The organism is Mesorhizobium sp. M0802 (assembly GCF_040320115.1).
Lineage (GTDB): Bacteria > Pseudomonadota > Alphaproteobacteria > Rhizobiales > Rhizobiaceae > Mesorhizobium.
The window spans coordinates 125,476-147,821 of the sequence record NZ_JAMYOY010000005.1 but is presented as its reverse complement, the minus strand read 5'-3'; the positions used below and the strand labels follow the sequence as shown (position 1 = coordinate 147,821).

Below are 22,346 nucleotides of genomic sequence, written 5' to 3'. Positions count from 1 at the left end.
GCCCAGTTGCGGCAAAACCTTCCTCTTATGTCATGTGAATGTTGCCTAAGCAGACTAGGGCAACGGTGCGCCGCAACATCCACCCTGAGAGGCAGACACCATGGCCAATACACCGTCTTCATCCTCCCCCGTCATCCGCGAAATCATTGCCGAGCGCGTCTCGCGCCGGTCTCTTTTGAAAGGCAGCCTCGCCTCCGGCGCGCTGATTGCCGGCGGCAGCTTTGTCGGCTCCTTGTTTGCCGGCGAAACGCATGCCGCCGCAGCGCAGTCGACGCTCGGCTTTCCCGAGCTGAAGCGGGTCTACGACAAGACCCATGCCGCCGCCGAAGGCTATGAGACGACCATCGTCGCGCGCTGGGGCGACCCGCTTGCAGCCGGCCTCGCCGAATTCGACGGCAACAAGGTCGCGGCGGAGGAACAGGAAAAGCGCTTCGGCTACAATTGCGACTACATCGCCTTCATGCCGCTGCCCAAGGGCACGGTGAATTCCGATCATGGCCTGCTCTGCGTCAACAACGAATACATCTCGCCCAATGTGATGTTTCCGGGGATGACCGAGGGCGATGCCGGCAAGACGATGACCAGGGAACAGGTCAATCTCGGCATGGCCGCGATGGGCCATTCGATCCTCGAGGTGCAGGTGAAGGACGGCAAGTGGGAAACCGTGGCGGACAGCCCGCTCAACCGCCGCATCACCGCCAACACCGAAATGACCGTTTCCGGACCGGTTGCCGGCCATGCGCTGATGAAAACTTCGGCCGACCCGACTGGCACGAAAGTGCTCGGCACCAGCTATAATTGCAGCGGCGGTTTCACCCCCTGGGGTACGGTGCTGACCTGCGAGGAAGGCGTGTCCGACATTTTCGGCGGCGACCCGAAAAAGGCGCCGACTGCCGACCTGCTCGACCGTTACGGCTTCGACGGCTCCGACATCTATGGCCGCGGCCGCTTCCATGACCGCTTCAACCTCGACAAGGAACCGAACGAGGCCAACCGCTTCGACTGGGTGGTCGAGATCGACCCTTACGATCCTCAGTCCAGGCCGGTGAAGCGCACGGCACTTGGCCGCATGTCGCATGAGGCCTCGACCGTGGTCCTCAACAAGGACGGCCGCGTTGTCGTCTATATGGGTGACGACGACTATTTCGAATATATGTACCGCTTCGTCTCGGCCAAGGCCTATGACAAGGCCAACCCGGCCTCCGGCGCCGATCTGCTCGACGATGGCGTGCTGTCGGTCGCCCGCTTCGATGCCGATGGCTCGATGACGTGGCTGCCGTTGGTGCACGGCCAGGGCAAGCTTACCGTCGAGAACGGTTTTGCCGACCAGGCCGAGGTGCTGTTGAAGACGCGGTTTGCGGCAGATGCGCTCGGCGCCACGCCGATGGACCGGCCCGAGGACATCGAGACCAATCCGGTGACCGGCCGCGTCTATGCGGTGATGACCAAGAACAAGAAGCGCGACCGGTCAAAGGTCAATCCGGCCAACACGCGGCCGGAAAATCTCTGGGGCCATATTGTCGAACTGATCCCGCCCGGCGGCCGCGGCGCGGATGCCGACCACACGGCGGAAAAGTATGCCTGGGACCTGTTCGTGCTCTGCGGCAACCCGAAAGATGCCAAGGTCGGCGCCACTTTTCATCCGGACACGTCGGACAATGGCTGGTTCGTCTGCCCCGACAACATCACCTTCGACCCGGCGGGGCGGCTGTGGGTGGCGACGGACGGCGCCAATGATTTCGACCTGCCGGACGGCGTCTATGGCGTCGACACCGAAGGTGCGGCGCGCGGCCTGCCGAAGCTGCTGTTCACCTGCCCGCACGGCGCCGAAGCGACCGGCCCGTGCTTCACGCCGGACGGCACGACTTTGTTCCTGTCGGTGCAGCACCCTGCGGAAGATGCCGAGACGCTCGACAAGGCGCAGACGCTATGGCCCGATTTCAAAGACGGCCAGTTGCCGCGACCTTCCGTCGTCGCCATCCGCCGCAGGGACGGACAGCCGGTCGGCGCATAGTGAGTCCTAGTGAAAAAGGCGGAACGCGCCATGCGCGTTCCGCGTAGCGATCCGGGAGGACGGCTCAGATCGTCTTGGCCGACATTTGCGAAGCGATGTATTCGGCCTGGCGGATAGCCAGCGACACGATCGTCAGCGTCGGATTTTCAGCCGCACCGGTCGTGAACTGGCTGCCGTCCGACACGAACAGGTTCTTGATGTCGTGCGCCTGGCCGTGCTTGTTGACGACGCCGTCTTCCGCCTTTTCGCTCATCCGGTTGGTGCCGAGATTGTGGGTTGAGGGATAGGGCGGCGTCGGGAAGGAGCGCGTCGCGCCGACCGCATCGTAAAGCGCTGTGGCCTGCTTGTAGGCATGGTTGCGCATCGCCGTGTCGTTGGGATGATCATCGAAATGCACGTCGGCGATCGGCATGCCGTGCGCGTCCTTCTCGTCCTTGTGCAGCGTGACGCGGTTTTCCGCGCGCGGCATGTCCTCGCCGACGATCCACAGGCCAGCCATGTGATCATAGTGGTCGAGCGCGGTGGTGAAGGAACGGCCCCAGCCGCCGGGATTGAGGAAGGCGGCCATGAAGGGCAAGCCGAGCGACAGCGTCTCGAATTCATAGCCGCCGACAAAGCCGCGTGAGGGATCGTGCCGCGCCTCGTCGCGGATAATGCCGGCCATGGTGGTGCCGCGATACATTCGCACCGGTTGGTCGAAAATGGCGTAGACCGAACCGGTGGTGTGGCGCATGTAGTTCTTGCCGACCTGCCCCGACGAATTGGCAAGCCCTTGCGGAAACTTCGCTGACTCGGAGTTCAGCAGCAGGCGCGGGCTTTCGATCGAGTTGCCGGCGACGGCAACGATGCGGGCCTTCTGCTCCTGCAGCTTGCCGTCCTTGTCGGCATAGACGACGCCGGTCACTTTTCCGCTAGCGTCATGGTTGATCTTGATCGCCATGGCGTTTGGCCGGACCTCGAGATGGCCGGTCGCCTCACCCTTGGGAATCTCGGTGTAGAGCGTCGACCATTTGGCGCCCCATTTGCAGCCCTGGAAGCAGAAGCCGGTCTGTTGGCAGGAGTTGCGGTCGTCCCGCTCGACCGAATTGATTGCCATGTTGCCGGTATGACATTCCTTATAGCCGAGCTTGTCGGCGCCGGCCTTGAGCACCTTGAAGTTGTTGTTGCCGGGCAGCCGCGGCCAGCCATTGGTGCCGGTGACGCCCATCTTGGCTTCCGCCTTGGCGTAGTAAGGCTCCATCTCGGCCAATGTGACCGGCCAGTCCAGCAGGTTGGCGCCTTCCAGCTTGCCGTAGGTCGAGAGCGTCTTGAACTCATGCTCCTGGAAGCGCAGCGAGGCGCCGGCCCAGTGCGTGGTCGAGCCGCCGACCGATTTGACGATCCAGGCCGGCAAATTGGGGAAATCCTTCGACACCCGCCAGTCGCCTGAGGTTGTGCGCTTGTCCGTCCAGGCGAGTTGGCTGAAGGAACCCCACTCGTCATTGATGAAATCCTCGTATTCGTGGCGCGCGCCGGCCTCGAGGATGACGACATCGACGCCTTTCTGGGCGAGTTCGTTGCCGAGCGTGCCGCCGCCGGCGCCGGAGCCGATGATCACGACCACGCCGTCGTTGTTGAGATCAAATGAAGCTGCCATGGTTTCCTCCCATGAATTCCTGTTTGCCGGGTTTCAGAACGACGGAAGGGCTCAGAGCCACTCTATGTCGTCGAAACCGCGCGCGATGTAGCCGCCCTTGGAGTAGGATTCGCCCTCGTAGCCGAAGATCGGCCACACCTCCTGCTGGTTGTAGAGGCTGACGACGAGGCCGCCGCGGATGGACTGGAAGAACGGCGTCGCCTCGATCTGCTGTAGCACGGCAACGCGCTGCTCCTCCCAGCCGAGGCCGCGATAGCCGCCCTCGCCCGACTTCTTGTCGAGGTCGGCGATGCCGTCTTCGATCATCGCCTTGTAGGCAGCGTCCTTGCCGGCCTGCTCGTCATGCCCTTTTACGGCGATGGCGTAGTATTTGTCGGGCACCTGATCGTGCGGATAGATGTCGCGCGCCATCTGGATCAGCGTCGCCATGGTTTCGGGCTTGAGCGCCGATGTCTCGAGCCCCCAGGCATTTTCAGGGCTGATGACGGCGCTGCCGGAAATGACGAGCAACGCGCCGATGCCGCCGCGTTTGAGAAGTGCACGACGTGAGAGCCTCGCGTCATAGATCGTGACCATTTGTTCCTCCCTGCTTGCTGTTTGCGCCCTTGAACAGCGCCGTTGCTGGCGCCGCGCGGCTGAATGCGGCTGATAATCCCCTACTGGAAGCGCCCTCCACGCTGCAGAACCTCGATCTTGTAGCCGTCGGGGTCCTCGATGAAGAAAAAGCGGGCGATCAGCGATCCGTCGCGGTTGAATTCGACGATCTTCTTGGGGTTGAGGCCGAGCGCGCCGATCCGGTCGTGTTCGCTGTCGAGATCGGACACCGAGACCGCCAGATGGCCGTAACCGTCGCCAAGCCCATAAGGCTGGGTGCGGCCCTTGTTCACGGTGAGTTCGAGCTCGAACCCCGTTTCGGCGTTGGCAAGGTAAATCAGCGTGAATGTCTCGAAATCCAGCCTGTCGGCGACGTCGAGCCCGAAAGCGTTTCTGTAGAAATCGACGGATCTGGCCTCTTGGAGAACCCGGATCATGGAATGGATTGCCTTCGCCAAATCAGTCTCCGCCGCTGCATGTTGGAGGCGATTATGGGCGGCACGCGCGAAAGGTGGTGGCAGCCGGTTACCACGGCTAAATTTGCAATCGCTGCTATGCCTGCGCCTAAAGACGAAAGTCCGATTGCCGATTCGGCCCACAAGGCCGAACATGCAGGGACAACCACAACTTGAAGGCGCGACACGCTGCGCCCAAAACCAACAATATCGGGAGGTAAGGATGTGCAGGGTTTTTGCCGGGCAGGATCCGGAAGGCTATCGACAGATCAACCGGTCGATCCGCATCGACGGTCACTCTACGAGTATCCAGCTTGAAGGAACGTTCTGGGCGCTGCTTGACGAAATTGCCGACAGCCAGGGCCTGACGACGCCGAAGTTCATCTCAAAACTCTATGACGAGGCGATCGAGATCAACGGCGCCATTCCCAACTTCGCGTCGATGCTGCGTACCACCTGCGCGCTCTATCTGCGCGGTCACCGGCCAGACATGGATGAGCTGACGCCGAAGCGCGAAGCGGCCTGAGGAAGCTAGCCTTCCGCCGCAACGTCGAGCCCGAGCCGCGCCATATCGGTGAACAGCGCCTGACGTTCGGAATAGGCAGTCTGTTCGCCGGTCACGATGTTGTCGACGACGGTCAGCAGCGACAGCGCGCGGGCGCCGAAATGCGCCGCGATTCGGTAGAGTGCGCTGGTTTCCATATCGACAGCGAGAGCGCCAAGCGCCTGCGCTTCGGCAAAGCGGTCGCGCCCTTCAGGGTGGTAGAAGACATCGCTGCAGATGGTCAGCCCGGCCTGGTGGTCGATGCCGAGCTGGGCGGCGCAGGCCAAAGCGTGGGCGAACAGGCCGGGATCGGGCCCGGCGGCAGCATCGTAGAGGCCGAAGACCTGGCCGCTTTGGTCGCTTTCGGCGCGCACCGACTGCGAGATCACCAAGGAGCGCAGCGGCACGCGGGGTGTCAGGCCGCCGCAGGTACCTGTGCGGATCAGCGTTTTGACGCCGTGAACATCCAGGAGTTCATGCACATAGACCAGGAAAGACGGGACACCGATGCCGGTGGCCTGGATGCTGATGGGACGGCCGCGATAGAGACCAGTGAAGCCGAGTGCGCCCCGGCGGCGGTTGACGCAGCGCGGTGCCTCAAGAAATGTCTTTGCCATCCACTCGGCGCGTTGCGGATCGCCCGGTAACAGCACCGTTGCGGCATAGTCGCCCCTGGCAGCCTCGTTGTGCGGCGTCACGACATGCTCCCCAATACCCGCCGCCCGTTTCGCCTGCAATCATGGCAGCGTCACGTCATTGCGCAAGCTTTGAATTAGGGCGCCCTAAGACTCCAACACATCCTTGACCACGGTGGCCAGCTGCTTGAGGGAGAACGGCTTCGGCAGGAAGCCGAATTGCGCGTCCGGCGGCAGGTTTCTGGCGAAAGCGTCTTCCGCATAGCCGGACACGAAGACGAACTTGATGTCGGGCTGGCGCTTGCGCAGTTCGCCGAGCAGCGTCGGTCCGTCCATTTCCGGCATCACCACGTCGGACACGACGATATCGACTTTGCCGCCGAGCGCCTCGAAGACTTCCAGCGCCTCGACGCCCGAGGAGGCCTCATGGACGGTATAGCCGCGCGAGGTCAGCGCCCGCGAGCCGCCCATGCGCACGGCGTCCTCGTCCTCGACCAGCAGCACCGTGGCCGAGCCCGACAGGTCCTTGGCGCTGTCGGCGGCTTTCACCGGCGCAGCCGGCGCCTCGCTGACGTCGCCGGGCTTCTTCGCCTCCACGATATGGCGCGGCAGGAAGATGCGGAAGGTCGAACCCTTGCCGACTTCGGAATCGCAGAAGATGAAACCGCCGGTCTGCTTGATGATGCCATAGACCATCGACAGGCCAAGGCCGGTGCCTTTGCCGACTTCCTTGGTGGTGAAGAACGGCTCAAAAATCTTCTTCAGCACGTCCGGCGCAATGCCCGAGCCGCTATCCTCGACCTCGACCACGACATAGTCGGCAGGCGTGAGCTCGCGGTAGGAGAAGCTCTTGCATTGTTCGGCGGTGACGTTGCGGGTGCGCACGGTGAGGTCGCCGCCGGCCGGCATGGCGTCGCGCGCGTTGACGGCCAGGTTGACCACCACCTGCTCGAACTGGCCGATATCGACCTTGACCGGCCACAAATCGCGGCCGTGGTCGACCTTCAGCTTGATCTCGTTGCCAACCAGGCGGGCAAGCAGCATCCGGAGATCGGCAAGCACGTCGGTCAGGTTCAGCACTTCCGGCCGCAATGTCTGCTTGCGCGAGAAGGCGAGCAACTGCCGCACCAGCGAGGCCGCCCGGTTGGCATTCTGCTTGATGTTCATGATGTCGGGGAAGGACGGGTCCGACGGCCGGTGATTGGTCAGCAAAAGATCCGACGCCATGATGATGGCGGTCAGCACATTGTTGAAGTCGTGGGCGATGCCGCCGGCGAGCTGTCCGACCGCCTGCATCTTCTGGCTCTGCGCCATCTGGCCCTCGAGCGCCTTCTGCTCGGTGGTCTCGACGGCATAGACGATGGCCGATTCCTCGGCGCCCTCGCCGGTGCCGTCGGCGACGGCGTTGACGTAGAAGCGGATGTGACGCTCCTCATTGCCTGGCAGCAGCGTGTCGATCGGCTCGATGTCGGCCTGCCTCAGCCGCGCCTTTTCGAACGCGGCGGCAAAGGCCGGCCGGTCGCGCTCATGGATCACGGTGTCCAGCCGCACGCGGCGGTCAACCGCGTCGCCGTCGACGACGGAGGAAAACAGCGACAGGAACGGCGCGTTGGTGCGCAGGATGCGGCCGCCATTGTCGACGGCAGCAATGGCCATCGGCGTCGAATTGAAGAAACGGGTGAAGCGCACTTCCGAAGCCCGAAGGTCGGCCGATGCGTCCTCGCCCTGGGTGCGGTTGAGCACAATGGTGCGGGTCGGACCGTTGGTCCCCTCGCGGCTGGCCGAGACCCGATGCATGAAGCGCACCGGCACCGCCTCGCCGGTTGTCGTCGTCAGATCGAGATCGATGACGGCGTTGCGGGTGGTGCCGGGATCGGCCTTGACCGAGCGCACCAGCGCCATGCCGTCGCCGGCGACGATTTCCGGGAGTGTCACGGCGCCAGGGGTGAAGCTCGCCAGATCGATGCCCAGCCATTCGGCGAGCGTGGCGTTGATGTAGGTGACACGGCCTTCCTGGTCGGCCGAGAAGAAACCGGCCGGCGCATGGTCGAGATGGTCGATAGCCTTTTGCAGGTCGAGGAAGAAACGCTCCTGCTCGGCCCGTTCCCGCGAGATGTCGGCGAGTTGCCAGGCAAGCATCGGCAGGCGCTGACCGGGAACGCTGAAGGTACGGGCTCGCGCCCGGTACCAGCGCGCGCCGGGTTCGGCGCCCGGCCGGATCGACTGTGCCAGCCGGAACTCACCGTCGCCGGCCTGGCCATCGCGCAAGCCCGAGGCCAGCCGGTATATGGTCACCGAAGCTTCGGGGACATCGGAAAGCAGGCCTTCGACCGTCTTCAGATCGGCGGCCGACGCAGCCCCGGTCATCTCGGCATAGGCCCGGTTGGCGTAGACCACGCGGCCCTTGGTGTCGGTGACGATCAGGCCCTGCGACATGGAATCGACGAAGGCCTTCGACAGTTCATCCCCGGTCGAACGCGGCGCGATCTGCACGAAGCCGATGGCCGTGGCGAACAGGAAGCCGACGCCGATCATGGCAAGCACGCCCAGCATGCCGAGCAGGAACGGATCGCCAAGACGCTCGCGGAAAATGCCGAAAACGATCGCGGCCCCGGTCAGGACGATGATGAACACGATGAGCCGGGTAACCGCGCCTGGCCGCGTGTTCTGATCGACGATCGGTACCGGATAGAAATCGCCGCGCGTTTCCCTGGCCATATGCCCCCTGCTCGTGAGTTGTCCGACACCGCCCCCGGCCGGTTGAATCACATTCTCCTAATCCGGAAAAGGCCCTGGCGGCAAATGTCGGATAAAAATGACGCGTCGGTGTTTTCAAGCTGTTCACGAAGCGTGAAGGCAACTTGCGGTGGCTGGCCGCAACGGTCTAGTGTCCCTCCACTTCAAAAGCCGATTGGGGGCACCGATGCAGTGGCTGGATAATGTGGCGGGTCCCGGATATGCCGCAGCGCTGCTGTGGACGTTTGCTGCCCTTGTCCTGCTGGTCATCGTGCTCATCATCATCAGGCTGGTCCGCAACCTGACCTTCGGCACCTTCGTTGCCGGCGGCAGGAACCGCAAGACACGGCTGGCGGTCATGGACGCCACGGCGGTCGACAGCCACCGCCGGCTGGTGCTCATCCGTCGCGACGACATCGAACACCTGCTTTTGATCGGCGGCCCGACCGACGTTGTCGTCGAGCGCGATATCAGACTTGCAGCGCCACGCCGTCCGGCATTGACCGGCGATGGCGGTGTTGGCCAGCAGCAACAGGCGCCGCGGCCGCGCGCAGCACAACCCGCTCCCACCGCGCCCGCAAGGCAGGCGCCACCGCCGCAACCGGTAAGGGCTGCTCCAGCCGCCGTTCCGCCGCGCCAGGCCGCACCGGCGCCGAAACCGGCTCAAATCTACCAGGCGAGCAATGTGACACCGCTGCCGGCCTATGGCTCCGCCGCCAATACTGCCCGGCAGGCCCCGCCACCGAAGCATGAGTCCATCGACGATACCCTGATGCGGGAGCTCGAGGTCTCGCTCGACGATTCGCACCCCAAACCGGCAAGCAAGCCGGCTGCGAAGGCACCGCAGTCTCTCGACGACGAGATGACCAAGCTGCTCGGCGAACTCGCCAGCCAGAAACGATAAAGCCCGGCGAACCGTCACATCTTGCCGATTCCCGATCGGAACGCCGCTTAAAGCGCGTCGCACAAATCCGTTCAGCGCGACGCGCTTTAACTTCGTGCGATTAAACCCTTCGCTAAAAACACAAATGGCCGGGAAACCCGGCCATTTCTGATGAAACAGTCCTGCCTGACGGCAGCGGCTCAATCGTCGCGATAGACCTTCTCGCGGCGCTCGTGGCGCTCCTGCGCTTCGATCGACAAGGTCGCGATCGGACGCGCGTCGAGACGCTTCAGCGCGATCGGCTCGCCGGTTTCCTCGCAATAGCCGTAAGTGCCTTCATCGATGCGCTGCAGCGCCGAATCGATCTTTGAAATGAGCTTGCGCTGGCGGTCGCGGGCGCGAAGCTCGATGGCGCGGTCGGTTTCCGAGGAAGCGCGATCGGCGAGATCGGGGTGGTTGGCATTTTCCTGCTGCAGGATTTCGAGTGTTTCGCGCGCTTCGCGCAGTATGTCGGTCTTCCAGGTGACGAGCTTCAGGCGAAAGTAGGATTTCTGCCGTTCGTTCATGAACGGCTCGTCTTCGGAGGGTACGTAATTGGCTGTAACGATATCGTTCATTCGACTCACCCAACAACCCCAAATTTGGCGCCTATATATTCGCGCAGAGAAGGCTGCACAAGCGTAATCCGCGCGCGTTTCACGCAATTATTAATGCCCGCGCGGGCGATCCGTAGCAAAGCCTTCCATAGCAGGGGCGCGGGCGAATTCGCACATGATTCGTTGCGCTTGGGCGGCGGCGCCCATTGTGCCTCAGGCCTTTCTCGTGGCTAATCCAGTTGTGTCATTGGTGGGCAGCACACCATTGGGGGTCCGGTGAGCAGACTGTATCTGTTGAGGCATGCGAAGGCTGGCTGGGCCCTGCCCGGCGTGCGCGACTTCGATCGCCCGCTCGACGCAGTCGGCATTGCCGATGCCGAAATGATGGGGACGGCGATGCGTGCCCGCAACTACATCCCCGATATCACGCTCTGCTCCAACGCCAAGCGGGCGCGCCAGACGCTGGAAGGCATCGCCGGCCACACCGATACCGGCCGGGTGCTGTTCTTCGACACGCTCTACAGCGAGGATGCCGCCGGCTACCTCGCCATCATCCGCAGCAATGGCGGCCCCGGCTCGCTGCTGGTCATCGGCCACAATCCGATGACGGAAGACCTTGCCATGGCGGTCTCGGGCGACGGCGACGAGGCTGCTCGGGCCATCATGAACCATGGTTTCCCGACCTCCGGCCTTGCGGTCGTGCGCTTCGACGGCACCCTCACCGAGGCTGCGCAAGGCGCGGGCTACCTCGAAGCCTTCCTGACGCCCGTCGATCTCTGAGCCGAGCCGGCCGAGGCCGGGCGCCATTTCAAACTTGAACCGCAAAGCCTATATCGGGCGCAAGAGCACGCCAGAGAGAACAGATTTTGGCATCATCGCTGACCACTTTCACCGACGAAGCGAGAATTGCCCTGGATACGCTGTCGGGGCGTGCGAGCGGGCTTTTTTCGCCGTCGCTTCGGCTGGGCGTCACCGGCCTGTCCCGGGCCGGCAAGACGGTGTTCATCTCGGCTCTCGTCCACAATCTCATCCATGGCGGGCGCCTGCCGCTGTTCGAGGCGCAGAAGTCGGGACGGATCGCTCGCGCCTTCCTCGAGGAACAGCCGGACGATGCCGTGCCGCGTTTTCAGTACGAGGACCATATCTCCGCCCTGGTCAACGACCGTGTCTGGCCGGACTCGACGCGCGCCATTTCGGAACTCAGGCTCACCATCGAATATGAGTCTGCCTCCGGTTGGAACCGGATGTTTTCCAGCGGCCGATTGTCGGTCGACATCGTCGACTACCCCGGCGAATGGCTGCTCGACCTGCCGCTGCTCGGCAAATCCTTCGCCGATTTTTCGCATGAAGCTTTTGAGATGGCTATGCTGCCGGTGCGGGCCGACCTGTCGCAGGACTGGCGGGCGCTGTCGGCGAGGATCGACCCCAATGCCGACGCCGACGAGATGACGGCGCGGCGCCTCGCCGAGAGTTTTGCCGCCTACCTCAAGGCCTGCAAGCTCGACGAGCGGGCGCTTTCGACCTTGCCTCCCGGCCGTTTCCTGATGCCTGGCGACCTCGAGGGATCGCCGGCGCTGACCTTCGCGCCCTTGCTGCTCAAGGGTGAGAAACGGCCGCGGTCCGGCTCGCTGCAAGCGATGATGGAGCGCCGCTACGAGGCCTACAAGACGCATGTGGTGAAACCGTTCTTCCGCGAACACATCACCCGCCTCGACCGCCAGATCGTGGTGATCGACGCCATGCAGGCGCTGAACGCCGGCCCCGGCGCGATGGCCGACCTGGAACGCGCGGTGACCGAAATCCTCTCCTGTTTCCGTCCTGGCCGAGGCAATTTCCTCACCGACCTGTTTTCACGCCGCATCGACCGCATCCTGGTTGCCGCGACCAAGGCCGACCATTTGCATCACGAAAGCCATGACCGGCTGCAGGCAATCGTGCGGCGGCTTGCCGACCGCGCCGTGGCGCGGGCAAATTTCACCGGCGCCGATGTCGACGTGGTCGCCATGGCGGCGGTGCGCGCGACGCGCGAAGGCACGGTCAAGCAAGGCCGCGAAACCCTGCCGGTGATCATCGGCACGCCGCTGAAGGGCGAGAAGATCAACGGCGAAACCTTTGATGGTAAAGCCGAAACCGCCATATTTCCCGGGGACTTGCCGGAGAAAATTGACGCGGTTTTCGACGTTTCCGAAGCCGACCACCGGCAGAGCAGCGACGATCCGGCGATCCGTTTCGTGCGCTTTCGCCCGCCAAAGCTCGAACGCACCGCTGAAGGCGTCACGCTGTCGCTGCCGCATATCAGGCTCGACCGCGCCTTGCAGTTCCTGATCGGAGACCATCTGGCATGACCGCGCCCCGCAGACCGGCAGCTTTCCGCATCGAGCCGGAGGCCGAACCGAAGCAGGAAACGCGCCGCCCCCATGCCGAGCCGCCGGCACGCAAGTCGCGCGCCGTCGTCGTGCCGGCCGAGATCGATGTCTTCGACGAACCCGACATTGTCGCCGCCGAACCGCCGCTGGCGACCGCGCCGCGCAGGCGCTCGCTGTTTGCCAGCCTGTTTTTCGGCGCGGTCGGCGTGCTGGTTTCGCTCGCCGTCGGCCTGTGGACCGACCAACTCATCCGCGACCTGTTCGAGCGCGCAGAGTGGCTGGGGTGGCTGGCAGCGGGAATGGCCGCAATTGCCGTGTTGGCGCTCGCGGTCGTGCTGGTGCGGGAATTCCTGGCTATTGCCCGGCTGGCCGAGGTCGAAAAACTGCAAAAGCGGGCGCTCGATGCCGTGGCGCGCGACGATCCGAAGGCTGCAAGGGCCGTCGTCGAAGAGCTTTCGGCCTTTGTCGCTGCGAAACCCGAAACCGCGGCCGGCAGGCGCTCCCTGGCCGAATTGCGCGGCGAGATCATCGACGGCGGCAATCTGGTGCGACTGGCCGAGGCCGAGATTCTCGGGCCGCTCGATGCGAGAGCCAAGGTGATGATCCTCGAAGCAGCCAAACGCGTGTCGCTGGTCACCGCCGTCAGCCCCCGCGCACTCGTAGACGTTGCCTATGTCGTGTTCGAGGCCGGGCGCCTGATCCGCCGCTTGTCCGAACTCTACGGCGGCAGGCCGGGCACGCTGGGCTTTTTCCGGCTGGCGCGCAGCGTTCTTGCCCATCTGGCGGTGACCGGCTCGATCGCCGTCGGCGACAGCTTTGTCCAGCAGATCGTCGGGCATGGCCTTGCCGCACGGCTTTCGGCGAAACTCGGCGAAGGCGTGGTCAACGGCATGATGACGGCGCGTATCGGCATTGCTGCCATGGAGACGGCGCGGCCCCTGCCCTTCATTGCCGGCAGGCGGCCGGGTATGGGCGATTTCCTGTCGGCGCTGACCTCGTTTGCGGCCAAAAAAGAGAATGAAGCACCCGCCTCAAGCAAGTGAACGCCCTCTCGCGGTCACCAAGCATTAACCAATCTTGTTCATGGTCGTCCAACAACAGCCTCCTTGTTGCCGGGTGTCGTCTATGAAAAGCGTAATCTTGTCCTGCGTCCTGCCCCTGGTCGCGCTTGCAGCACCTCTGGGCCCGACCGGGAAAGCCTTTGCAGCCGAGCCCGACAAGCAGTTCTTCCGGACCGTTGAAGGCAAATGGGTCGGCCCGGGCGAAATCATCGCCGGCAAATACAAGGGCACGAAGTTCACCTGCAGCTTCGACGGCTCGACGCCGGACAACAAGACCGGCATGACGCTCGATGGCGACTGCCGCGTCGGTGTCTTCACCCAGAAAATGTCGGCGACCGTCGAGCGCAAGGGCCGCGACTACAAGGGCAATTTCATGGGCGGCGCCGCGGGGTCGGGCCTGGACATCATCGGCGGCAATGTGGTCGATGCCCGCAAAGTCGTCTTCACCATCAACCGCAACCAATTGCGCGGCGTCATGCAGGCCCGCATTCCCGACGACAATTCGATGACGGTGACCATCGCGGTGCGCGTCGACCAGCAGCTGGTGCCGGTCATCGGTATGAGCCTCAAGCGCGTCGATGCCGTCGAAGTTGGCTCCATCGCCAAAAACTGACTCTCAAGCGGTTCCCCCAAAAAGCGCGGAACGGGGTTGCACTGCGCGATAGCTGAGCTGTTCCGCTCAGCTCGATGTCGGGAAATGACAGGCCACCTTGCGGCCGGGTTGGCGCTCCTCAAGCACGGGCCGCTCGGTGCGGCACCTTTCTGCCGCGATCGGACATGTGGCGCGCAACCGACGATGTCAGCGTCTCCGACGGCCCAAGCCACAGCAAGGCCAACGTGTCAGGGTCCTGTGCGTGCCGGCCGTCCTTCGTGTCCGCGCGATCCGCTTTAAGAACGCCAGCAAAAAAGGCGGCGGCTACTCGAGCCACCGCCTTTCTCAATTTCCGAACGAAGAATCAGCCCTTGATGGCGGCCGTCAGCTCGTCATAGGCCTTGCAGGCGTCGGCCGGCGTGGTGGCGCCCTGATATTTGGTCGTCACAGCCTGCACCTTGGCGGTCAGGTCGGCGGCCTTGGACGGATCCTTGGTGATCGCCTCCTGCAGCGCGGCGGTCATCTCCTGCGCCTTCTTGGCGGCAATCTCCTGCGTGCATTCAGGCGCCTTCGAACAGGCCGATGCGGCAAGCATGGCGACACCCACGCCGACGAGCAAAAACTTCTTCATGTCAGTCATTCTCCTCACGAAGGCAGAACTTGATCGTCGCTGCCTTCCAACGGCCGAAGCCTGGCGTCCCATAGCCGCCGATTGCGGCAAAACGCAACGTGTGCGGCGCATAAACCTGTGCAGCGCTGCTGCAACGGCGCGGACGGCCTGATTGAGGCCGCCCGTGTCAGACGAAGCAAGGTTTCAGCCACGAGGCTGCAGCAGCGCCAGTGCGGCCGTCGCCGCGGCAAGGACGGCGGTAAGGGTCAAAGGCCCCGTAGCGCCATAGGTGTCCACGACATAGCCGCCGACAACCGCACCGACGGTGATGGCAACCTGGAAGGAAGTGACCATCAGGCTGCCTGCTGCTTCCAGCGCATCAGGTGCCGCGCGAGACATATTGGTCGGCAGCACCACCGGCGCCATGCCGAAGGCGAAGCCCCACAGCGTAACAAAGCCGAAGGCAACGCTGGTTTGCGCGCCCCAAAGCACCAAAGCGAGTGCCGCAAACGCCATCAACGCGGCGGTTACTGCGAGGGCCATGTGGATGTTGGTGTCGGCCAGGCGACCACCGGCAATATTGCCGATCACAGCGGCGATGCCGAACCCGAGCAGCGCCAGGGCAATCGGCCCGGTTGTGAGGAGCGTCACCTGTTCGAGGAACGGGCGCACATAGACCGAGCCGGCAAAATGCCCGGTCATCAGCAGAACAATGGCAAGCATGCCGAGTTGGATGCCACGCCGCCGTGTCAGCCGAAAGACGTCTGCAAGGCTGTTGCTTGCCGCCGCAGGCAAGGTCGGCAGGCTGAGAAGCTGCAGCAGCATGGCAAGCGCGGCCAGCCCCGCCGTCATGGCCATGGCGCTGCGCCATCCCAGCCAGTCACTGATCAACGCACCCATCGACGGCGCGGCAATGGTGGCGAGTGAGACGCCGAGGGTCACGATCGCCATGCCGCGACCTGTCGCATTGGCGCCAACCAGCCGCGCCACGACGGCAACGGAAAGTGCCCAGAAAGCGCTAAGAGCGATCCCCAACCCGGCCCGGCCCAGCAACAGCAGCCAGAAATTGGGCGCCAGCGCCGCAAGAATATTGGAACCGACCGCCAGGGCCATGAGGCCAACCAGCACCGCCTTGCGGTTCAATCGACCGATGAGAACATTGCTCAACATGGCCGTCACGGCGCCAACGGAAGCGGTGGCGGTGACGACCTGTCCGGCCGTTCCCTCGCTGATGCCGAGATCGCGCGCCATCGGCGTCAACAGACCTGCCGGCAAGAATTCGGCAGACACCAGGGCAAAGCTGGTGGCCGCCAATGAAAGGACCGCGAACCAGGTGGCCGCGCTCCACGCGGCTGGTGCATCGGCATCAAGGCCAATGGCGGCGTCTTCAAGCTGTAATGTTGTGTCAGTCACGGGAAGATCTCCACAGTTTGGAGATCTTAGATAGGCGAGTCCGGCCGGATGTTATGTACCTTAAAATCCGAAATTCATATCCATTCGTCCGGGAATTGTGCGGCGCACAACGCCTGGCGAGACATTGGTGATGCGCTTGAACGCGCGGGCGAAGGACGCCTCGGAATCATAGCCCAAACGGGTAGCGACTTCGGCAACAGACAAGCCGTTTTGGCCCAGCAATTCGCGGGCAAGCTGCATGCGCAGGCGGGCGAGATAATGTGCGGCGCCCTCACCCAATACCGCGCTGAAGCGCTCGGCGAAAATCGAACGCGATTGGCCTGCCACGCCGGCCAGGCTTCCCAGCGTCCAGTTGTGGCCGGGATCGCGATGCATGGCCGCCAGAGCGCGCCCTATATGGGGGTCGCGGATGGCTGCAAGCCAACCGATGGTCGAGGCGCCGTTGCAATTGACCCAGCAGCGTATGAGCCTGGCTGTCAGCAAATCCGCCATACGCGACAGGATGGTGGCGCTGCCCATCTGCGGTTGCGCGGCCTCCACCGTCATGGCCGCCAGCAAAGGGCCGACCATCGGGTCATTGCCGGCCACGTCGCAACCCTTGATGAGAGGCGGCATCAACGTGATCAACGGATTGAGCGCATAGGAGCCGAGAGACATGGAGCCGCAGAAAAGGGTGCTTGTCGCGCCCGTTCCCTGCCGTATCACTTCGCAAACGTTGCCGCCCAACTTGATCACCTGGCAGCCCTCGAGCGAATCGCCCACCACGTCCGGCGCACTCGCCAGCCGATGGGCGATGCCTTGCGGCAGCAGCACCAGATCGCCATCGCGCAACTCCTGCCAGCCTTGCGCTTCGGTGTGAATCCAGCATGGACCCTGGCCGACAAAGTGAAAACGAAGCAGTTGTTGTTGCGGAAAGTCTATGCTCCATGGGTGCCGGAGTTCGCAGCGGCCATAGTTGACGCCACTCAAGCGAAAGTCTTGCAGAACTTCGCTGAGCGCATCCATCGGGATATGTGGCAGCGGCGACGGCCGGGACGAATAATCAGGCATTTGTCAGATATAGATACCGGCCGTCCGACAGGCAAGCGCAGACTGTTGTTCCACCGGGGAATCGCTGCCACGGCACCCTACCCATCCTGGCAGGCTTCCCGCCCTTGCCTCCCGCTCCCGGTGCATGCAAGGAGTGCTGTCGGACACAGGGACAAGAGGCATGGCAGCGGAAGCATCGGGCAGCGATCTCATTCAGGTGGTGGCGCTGCTTGCCGCAGGCGTCGTCGCCGTTCCGATCTTCAAACGCATGGGGCTGGGCTCGATCCTAGGCTATCTCGCCGCGGGCGTGGTCATCGGCCCGTTCGGTATTGGCATTTTTTCCGAATCGGAAGCCATCCTGCATGTCGCCGAACTCGGCGTGGTCATGTTCCTGTTCATCATCGGGCTGGAGATGCAGCCGTCGCGGCTATGGGGCCTGCGCCGCGAGATTTTCGGCCTCGGCGCGCTGCAGGTCGGCGTCTGCGCCTTGCTGCTCACCGGTGTTGGTCTCGCCGGCGGCTTTCCGATCGCGCAATCCTTCGTTGCCGGCGCCGGCTTTGTCCTGACCTCGACGGCGATCGTCATGCAGCTTCTGGAAGAGCGTGGCGAGATGGCCAGCCCCAAGGGCCAGCGCATCGTGTCCATCCTGCTGCTCGAGGATCTGGCAATCGTGCCGCTTCTGGCGCTGGTCGCCTTCCTGGCGCCGGGCGGCAGCGAGATGACCCTGCAGCAAAGGCTGACCGAAATCGGCATCGGTCTTGGCGCCATCGTCGGGCTGGTGGTGGCCGGCCGCTATCTGCTCAACCCGTTCTTCCGCATCCTGGCCGACGCCAAGGCGCGCGAAGTCATGACGGCGGCAGCCCTTCTGGTCGTGCTGGGGTCGGCGCTGGTCATGCAGCTTTCCGGCCTCTCGATGGCGATGGGCGCCTTCCTCGCCGGCGTGCTGTTGTCGGAATCGACCTTCCGCCACCAGCTGGAGGCCGACGTCGAGCCATTCCGCGGCATCCTGCTTGGCCTTTTCTTCCTCGCCGTCGGCATGTCGCTCGACCTACATGTGGTGGCCGACAACTGGCGGCTGATCGCCGTCTATGTCGTCGCCTACATGGCGATGAATGCGCTCGGCATCTACCTCGTCGCCCGCTTGCTGAAGAGCGGTCATCGTGAAGCGCTGGAACGCGCCGTGATCATGGCGCAAGGCGGCGAATTCGCCTTCGTCCTCTATTCGGCCGCGGCGGCGGTTGGCATCATCGACAGCCGGGCCAACGCAACGCTGACCGCGATCATCATCATCTCCATGGTGCTGACGCCGCTGGCCATCATTGCGCTCAAATATGTGACGCCGCGCGACGAGCAGTCGCTTGAAGGCGTCGACATCGCCGACGGCCTTACCGGCAGTGTGCTGGTCATCGGCTTCGGCCGTTTCGGCCAGATCGCCAGCCAGCCGCTTTTGTTGCGCGGCATCGACGTGTCGATCATCGACAATGATGTCGAAATGATCCAGGCGGCCGCCGATTTCGGCTTCAAGGTCTATTATGGCGACGGCACGCGGCTCGACATTCTGCGCGCCGCAGGTGCAGGCCGCGCCCGCGCCGTGCTGATCTGCGTCGACAAGCCGGACGCCGCCGTGCGCATGGCGGAACTGATCAAGGCGGAGTTCCCGCTGCTGACTGTCCTGGCGCGTGCCTTCGATCGTGGCACCGCGCTGTCGCTCATCCGCGCCGGGGTCGACTTCCAGCTGCGCGAGACCTTCGAATCGGCCCTCGTCTTCGGCGGTTCCGCGCTCGAGGTTTTGGGCGTCGAGCCGGAAGATGTCGCCGATCTCATCGAGGATGTGCGACGGCGCGACAATGCCCGACTGGAGACGCAGCTGGCCGAAGGCGTCCGCGCCGGGCAACGTTTCCTCAGGGGCAATACCGGCACGCCGATCCCGACGCCGCTGACGCAACCGCGCCGGCCCGGCCAGGCGCTGAACGAAGAGACGGCCGGCGTGCTGCACAAGCCCGAGCCCGCCGATCAGGGGGAAAGCTGATGACCGCATCGGATGAGCGCGCGCTCGCCGTCACCAAATTCTGGCGCGAGGCCGGCGAAGACGCGTGGTTCGAGAAGAACGACGTCTTCGACGCGGATTTCCGCAGCAGGTTTCTCGACCTGCACTTTGCCGCCGCGCGGCGCGAGTGCGACGCATGGTCGGAGCATGCCGAGGGTTCGCTGGCGCTGATGATCCTGCTCGACCAGTTTCCGCGCAACTGCTTTCGCGGCTCAGGCCATATGTACGCCACCGATCCGCTGGCACGGCACTTTGCCGCCAAGGCGATTGCGGCCGGCCATGACCTTTCGCTGGAAGAAAACCTGCGCGTCTTCCTGTACCTGCCCTACGAACATTCGGAACTGCCCGCCGACCAGGACAGATCGGTCGAGCTCACCACCGCCAGGGCGCCGGAGTATGTGAAATACGCCATCGAGCACCGCGACATCATCCAGCGCTTCGGCCGCTTTCCGCACAGGAACAAGATGCTTGGCCGCGAGACGACGGCGGACGAACAGGCATTTCTCGATGGCGGCGGCTTCTCCGGTTAACCCAGCCACCAATCGCGGCCGGAAGCCAGCCGCTCTATGCCTGACGTATCGACGGCGCTGAGCCGCTCGGTCACGCTCCTGCCGCCCACCGCCAGATCCGGCGCGATCTCTGCCAAGGGCGCCAGCACGAAGGCTCGCTCCACCATTCGGGGATGCGGCACCTCCAGCCCGGTTTCGTGGATTGTGCGGTCGCCGAACACCAATATGTCGATGTCGATCAGGCGCGGACCCCAGCGCTCCTCGCGCACCCGCTTCAGCTTGCGCTCGGCCTCGAGGCAGAGGTCGAGCAGCGCCCTTGGCGCCAGCGAGGTCGAGATTTCGGCAGCGGCGTTGAGGAAATCCGGCTGGTCGAGCTTGCCCCAGGGCGGCGTGCGGTAAAGTGAGGAGACGGCGACGACGCGCGTGCTCTCGTCGGCGTCGAGCAGGCGCAGCGCCGCCGCCATCGAGGCCGAGGGATCGCCGAGATTGCCGCCAAGGCTGAGATAGACCGTGTTATTGTTACTCTGGCCAGACAACGGTCACCTCGACATAATCGAGCACGCCGGGCACCGGTGCGTTGGGCTTCCGCACGGTGATCTCGGCCTTCCTGATCTGCGGGAACCGTGAAGTCAGCGCCTTCGCCACTTCGAGCGCCAGCGCCTCGATCAGGAAGCGGCGATGTCCAGTGACGATCTTTTCAATCACCGTGAAGGCGATGCCGTAATTGACGGTGTCCTCGATGGAATCATCCTCCAGCGGGCGGCTGGGCTCGACCGTCAACTCGGCATCGACATAAAAACGCTGGCCAAGCGCCTCTTCCTCATCCAGCACGCCGTGCCGGGCAAAGAAGGCGCAGTTCTTCATGCGGATGACGTACATTTCTTAGTGTCCTGGGCTCAGCGTCCTGGCTTTTCGCGCGCCAGCATAGCATCGGCGACCGCCAGTGCGTCCACGTTGATTGCGACATCGTGGACGCGAAACAGATCGGCGCCCTTCAGCCTCAGAATGACACTGGTGGCTGCCGTCCCGGCGGCGCGCGCGCCGGCTTCGCGGCCGGTGACGGTGCCGATGAAGCGTTTTCTGGAGGTGCCGGCCATCAAGGGAAAACCGAGCTCCTTAAGCTCGGAAAACCGCGCCATCAGGTCGAGGTTTTCCTCAGCCGTCTCCTTGGCGAAGCCGAAGCCGGCATCGAGTACGATATGATCGTCCGCAACGCCGCTGCGCCTGGCGACTTCCAGCGAAGCCTTGAGGAACAAAAACTGGTCGGCGATGACGTCGGGCAGTTTTTGCCGCCCGCGCCCGGTATGCATGATGACCAGTCCGGCGCCGGTCTCGGCGGCGACGCGGGCGATGCCGGGTTCACGCTGCAAGCCCCAGACATCGTTGACGATATGCGCGCCGGCGGCGACGGCGAGGCGCGCGGTTTCCTCGCGATAGGTGTCGACCGAAATCAGGGCTTCGCCTGAACCGGCGAGTGCTGCGATCACCGGCAGGATGCGGGTCTGCTCTTCTTCAGGCGTCACGGGCGAGGCGCCGGGGCGCGTCGATTCCCCGCCGATATCGACGACGGCGGCGCCTTCTTCCACCATGCGGTGCGCCTGCGCCACCGCCTGGTCAGGCGTGATGAACAGTCCGCCATCCGAAAAACTGTCCGGCGTGACGTTGAGAATGCCGACCACAATGGCTTTCTCGCCAAGGTCGAGATGGCACTTATGCGCCAGTTGCCATCGCCTTGTCGTCATTGTCCTTCAACCATGTGTCTCATTGGCATGTGGCTCATTGGCATGTGGCTCATCGAGCGCTTGCAATCCATCAACGATGCGTGATCGGTGGAAGATCAATTCCGTTGCGCCGGCAACGGCCGTAAAGCAAGGTGAGTGAAGAGGCAACATGATGAAACGACCCCTGCTCTGCGCCCTGATGCTGGCTTTGACCGTCCTGCCGGCGAATGCTGCCAATCTGGTGAAGACTTACAGCTATTTTGCCATCGGCGGCAGCACGCTCGATGACATCGAGACGCAATTGTCGAAGCATGGACCCGAGGTAAAAAGCACCGGGATGCGGCATCCAGGCGCCACCCAGATGGCGTTCACCACCCGCATCAGCTACGCGCAAACCGCTGACACCTGCCGCATCGCCAAGGCTGCCGTCACCGTCAAGGTCAAGGTCATCCTTCCGGAGTGGCGCAGGCCGCGCAAGGCCGATCCCGATGTCAGGCTGTTCTGGGACACGCTGTCGGCCGACATCAAGCGCCATGAGGAGCGTCATGTCGAGATCGCCAAGAACCACGGCCGTCTGCTCGAAGACGCGCTGAACGCGAGCTTTGCGCAAAAGACCTGCGCCGGGGCAAAGGCGAAGGCGGCGCAGATCACCGCGGCCGAACTCGCCAGGCATGACCAGGACCAATTGCGCTTCGACCGCGTCGAAGGCGTGAATTTCGAAAGCCGCATCCTGCGGCTGCTGCGCTACCGCATGCAGCGCGTCCAGAACGGCCAGCTTCCGCCCGGCTGAACCACAGGGCTGATACCAAGCCAATTCTGCCGAAACATGAGGCCAGCCCCAGAAAATTTTCGGGCAAAGGTCGAAATCGGCCTATACGGGACGACATATGTCAGGCTCGCAAGAT

22 protein-coding genes are annotated in these 22,346 nt (G+C 63.6%); 10 read left to right on the top strand and 12 right to left on the bottom strand.

The genetic code is table 11. From position 1 onward, the window contains the following. Positions 1-100 precede the first annotated feature (100 nt). The gene (locus NKI10_RS10450; protein WP_352859806.1) at positions 101-2,014 is read left to right on the top strand and encodes a PhoX family protein; all 1,914 of its coding nucleotides are present in this window, start codon (positions 101-103) and stop codon (positions 2,012-2,014) included. Between the two features lie 64 nt (positions 2,015-2,078). Here NKI10_RS10450 and NKI10_RS10445 read toward each other — a convergent pair whose 3' ends face one another. The 3 genes from NKI10_RS10445 to NKI10_RS10435 all read right to left on the bottom strand — a co-directional run bounded on the left by NKI10_RS10445 (position 2,079) and on the right by NKI10_RS10435 (position 4,702). Continuing rightward, complete coding sequence (locus NKI10_RS10445; protein ID WP_023684618.1) at positions 2,079-3,650, bottom strand: GMC family oxidoreductase; 1,572 nt, start codon at positions 3,648-3,650, stop codon at positions 2,079-2,081. A gap of 51 nt (positions 3,651-3,701) precedes the next feature. After that, entirely contained in the window at positions 3,702-4,226 is a 525-nt protein-coding gene (locus NKI10_RS10440; protein ID WP_352859804.1) for a gluconate 2-dehydrogenase subunit 3 family protein, read from the bottom strand. A gap of 80 nt (positions 4,227-4,306) precedes the next feature. After that, on the bottom strand, positions 4,307-4,702 hold the full coding sequence (locus NKI10_RS10435; protein WP_352859802.1) for a VOC family protein: 396 nt from the start codon (positions 4,700-4,702) through the stop codon (positions 4,307-4,309). A 220-nt stretch (positions 4,703-4,922) separates the two neighbouring features. Here NKI10_RS10435 and NKI10_RS10430 point away from each other — a divergent pair, with 220 nt between their 5' ends. Next, positions 4,923-5,225, top strand: a complete 303-nt coding sequence (locus tag NKI10_RS10430; protein WP_023670924.1) for a ribbon-helix-helix domain-containing protein — start codon at positions 4,923-4,925, stop codon at positions 5,223-5,225. Between the two features lie 5 nt (positions 5,226-5,230). Here the strand turns inward: NKI10_RS10430 and NKI10_RS10425 are convergent, their stop codons facing one another. Further along, complete coding sequence (locus NKI10_RS10425; protein WP_023736554.1) at positions 5,231-5,941, bottom strand: purine-nucleoside phosphorylase; 711 nt, start codon at positions 5,939-5,941, stop codon at positions 5,231-5,233. An 84-nt stretch (positions 5,942-6,025) separates the two neighbouring features. Further along, on the bottom strand, positions 6,026-8,596 hold the full coding sequence (cckA, locus tag NKI10_RS10420) for a cell cycle histidine kinase CckA (RefSeq protein ID WP_352859799.1): 2,571 nt from the start codon (positions 8,594-8,596) through the stop codon (positions 6,026-6,028). A gap of 205 nt (positions 8,597-8,801) precedes the next feature. Here cckA and NKI10_RS10415 point away from each other — a divergent pair, with 205 nt between their 5' ends. Then, entirely contained in the window at positions 8,802-9,518 is a 717-nt protein-coding gene (locus NKI10_RS10415; RefSeq protein WP_023693371.1) for a flagellar biosynthetic protein FliO, read from the top strand. Between the two features lie 179 nt (positions 9,519-9,697). Here NKI10_RS10415 and dksA read toward each other — a convergent pair whose 3' ends face one another. Then, positions 9,698-10,114 (bottom strand): RNA polymerase-binding protein DksA, encoded by a 417-nt coding sequence (gene dksA, locus NKI10_RS10410; RefSeq protein ID WP_023673491.1) that lies wholly within the window; start codon positions 10,112-10,114, stop codon positions 9,698-9,700. Between the two features lie 255 nt (positions 10,115-10,369). On the opposite strand from dksA, the gene NKI10_RS10405 reads away from it, so the two are divergent. The 4 genes from NKI10_RS10405 (at position 10,370) to NKI10_RS10390 (ending at position 14,133) form a co-directional block, all read left to right on the top strand. Continuing rightward, positions 10,370-10,873: a SixA phosphatase family protein gene (locus NKI10_RS10405; RefSeq protein ID WP_352859797.1), complete on the top strand. Its 504-nt coding sequence runs from the start codon at positions 10,370-10,372 to the stop codon at positions 10,871-10,873. 86 nt (positions 10,874-10,959) lie between these two features. Further along, complete coding sequence (locus NKI10_RS10400; protein ID WP_023693369.1) at positions 10,960-12,438, top strand: YcjX family GTP-binding protein; 1,479 nt, start codon at positions 10,960-10,962, stop codon at positions 12,436-12,438. Further along, the gene (locus NKI10_RS10395; protein WP_023834141.1) at positions 12,435-13,502 is read left to right on the top strand and encodes a YcjF family protein; all 1,068 of its coding nucleotides are present in this window, start codon (positions 12,435-12,437) and stop codon (positions 13,500-13,502) included. The genes NKI10_RS10400 and NKI10_RS10395 overlap by 4 nt, the downstream gene beginning before the upstream one ends. 82 nt (positions 13,503-13,584) lie before the next feature. Continuing rightward, positions 13,585-14,133, top strand: a complete 549-nt coding sequence (locus NKI10_RS10390; protein WP_023673495.1) for a hypothetical protein — start codon at positions 13,585-13,587, stop codon at positions 14,131-14,133. Between the two features lie 343 nt (positions 14,134-14,476). Here the strand turns inward: NKI10_RS10390 and NKI10_RS10385 are convergent, their stop codons facing one another. From NKI10_RS10385 to NKI10_RS10375, 3 genes are all read right to left on the bottom strand, one after another. Then, positions 14,477-14,743, bottom strand: coding sequence for a hypothetical protein (locus tag NKI10_RS10385; RefSeq protein ID WP_023688654.1), 267 nt, complete (start codon positions 14,741-14,743; stop codon positions 14,477-14,479). Positions 14,744-14,926: 183 nt separating this feature from the next. Continuing rightward, positions 14,927-16,135 carry an MFS transporter gene (locus NKI10_RS10380; RefSeq protein ID WP_023827001.1) on the bottom strand — a complete coding sequence of 403 codons (1,209 nt, stop codon included), beginning with the start codon at positions 16,133-16,135 and terminating at the stop codon, positions 14,927-14,929. Positions 16,136-16,195: 60 nt separating this feature from the next. After that, the gene (locus NKI10_RS10375) at positions 16,196-17,185 is read right to left on the bottom strand and encodes an AraC family transcriptional regulator (RefSeq protein WP_023706171.1); all 990 of its coding nucleotides are present in this window, start codon (positions 17,183-17,185) and stop codon (positions 16,196-16,198) included. 160 nt (positions 17,186-17,345) lie between these two features. Here NKI10_RS10375 and NKI10_RS10370 point away from each other — a divergent pair, with 160 nt between their 5' ends. Both NKI10_RS10370 and NKI10_RS10365 read left to right on the top strand, forming a co-directional pair. After that, positions 17,346-19,193, top strand: a complete 1,848-nt coding sequence (locus NKI10_RS10370) for a monovalent cation:proton antiporter-2 (CPA2) family protein (RefSeq protein ID WP_352859794.1) — start codon at positions 17,346-17,348, stop codon at positions 19,191-19,193. Further along, positions 19,193-19,741 (top strand): DUF924 family protein, encoded by a 549-nt coding sequence (locus NKI10_RS10365; RefSeq protein WP_023673500.1) that lies wholly within the window; start codon positions 19,193-19,195, stop codon positions 19,739-19,741. The genes NKI10_RS10370 and NKI10_RS10365 overlap by 1 nt, the downstream gene beginning before the upstream one ends. Here the strand turns inward: NKI10_RS10365 and folK are convergent. From folK to folP, 3 genes are read right to left on the bottom strand one after another with little or no spacing between them, the layout of a single operon-like run. Then, entirely contained in the window at positions 19,738-20,256 is a 519-nt protein-coding gene (folK, locus tag NKI10_RS10360; protein WP_023685987.1) for a 2-amino-4-hydroxy-6-hydroxymethyldihydropteridine diphosphokinase, read from the bottom strand. The genes NKI10_RS10365 and folK overlap by 4 nt on opposite strands. Further along, entirely contained in the window at positions 20,240-20,599 is a 360-nt protein-coding gene (gene folB, locus NKI10_RS10355) for a dihydroneopterin aldolase (RefSeq protein ID WP_023673502.1), read from the bottom strand. The genes folK and folB overlap by 17 nt, the downstream gene beginning before the upstream one ends. A gap of 17 nt (positions 20,600-20,616) precedes the next feature. After that, entirely contained in the window at positions 20,617-21,462 is an 846-nt protein-coding gene (gene folP, locus NKI10_RS10350; protein WP_352859792.1) for a dihydropteroate synthase, read from the bottom strand. 148 nt (positions 21,463-21,610) lie between these two features. Between folP and NKI10_RS10345 the strand changes: the two genes are divergently transcribed. Continuing rightward, the gene (locus NKI10_RS10345; protein ID WP_031196153.1) at positions 21,611-22,231 is read left to right on the top strand and encodes a DUF922 domain-containing Zn-dependent protease; all 621 of its coding nucleotides are present in this window, start codon (positions 21,611-21,613) and stop codon (positions 22,229-22,231) included. Positions 22,232-22,346: the final 115 nt, after the last annotated feature.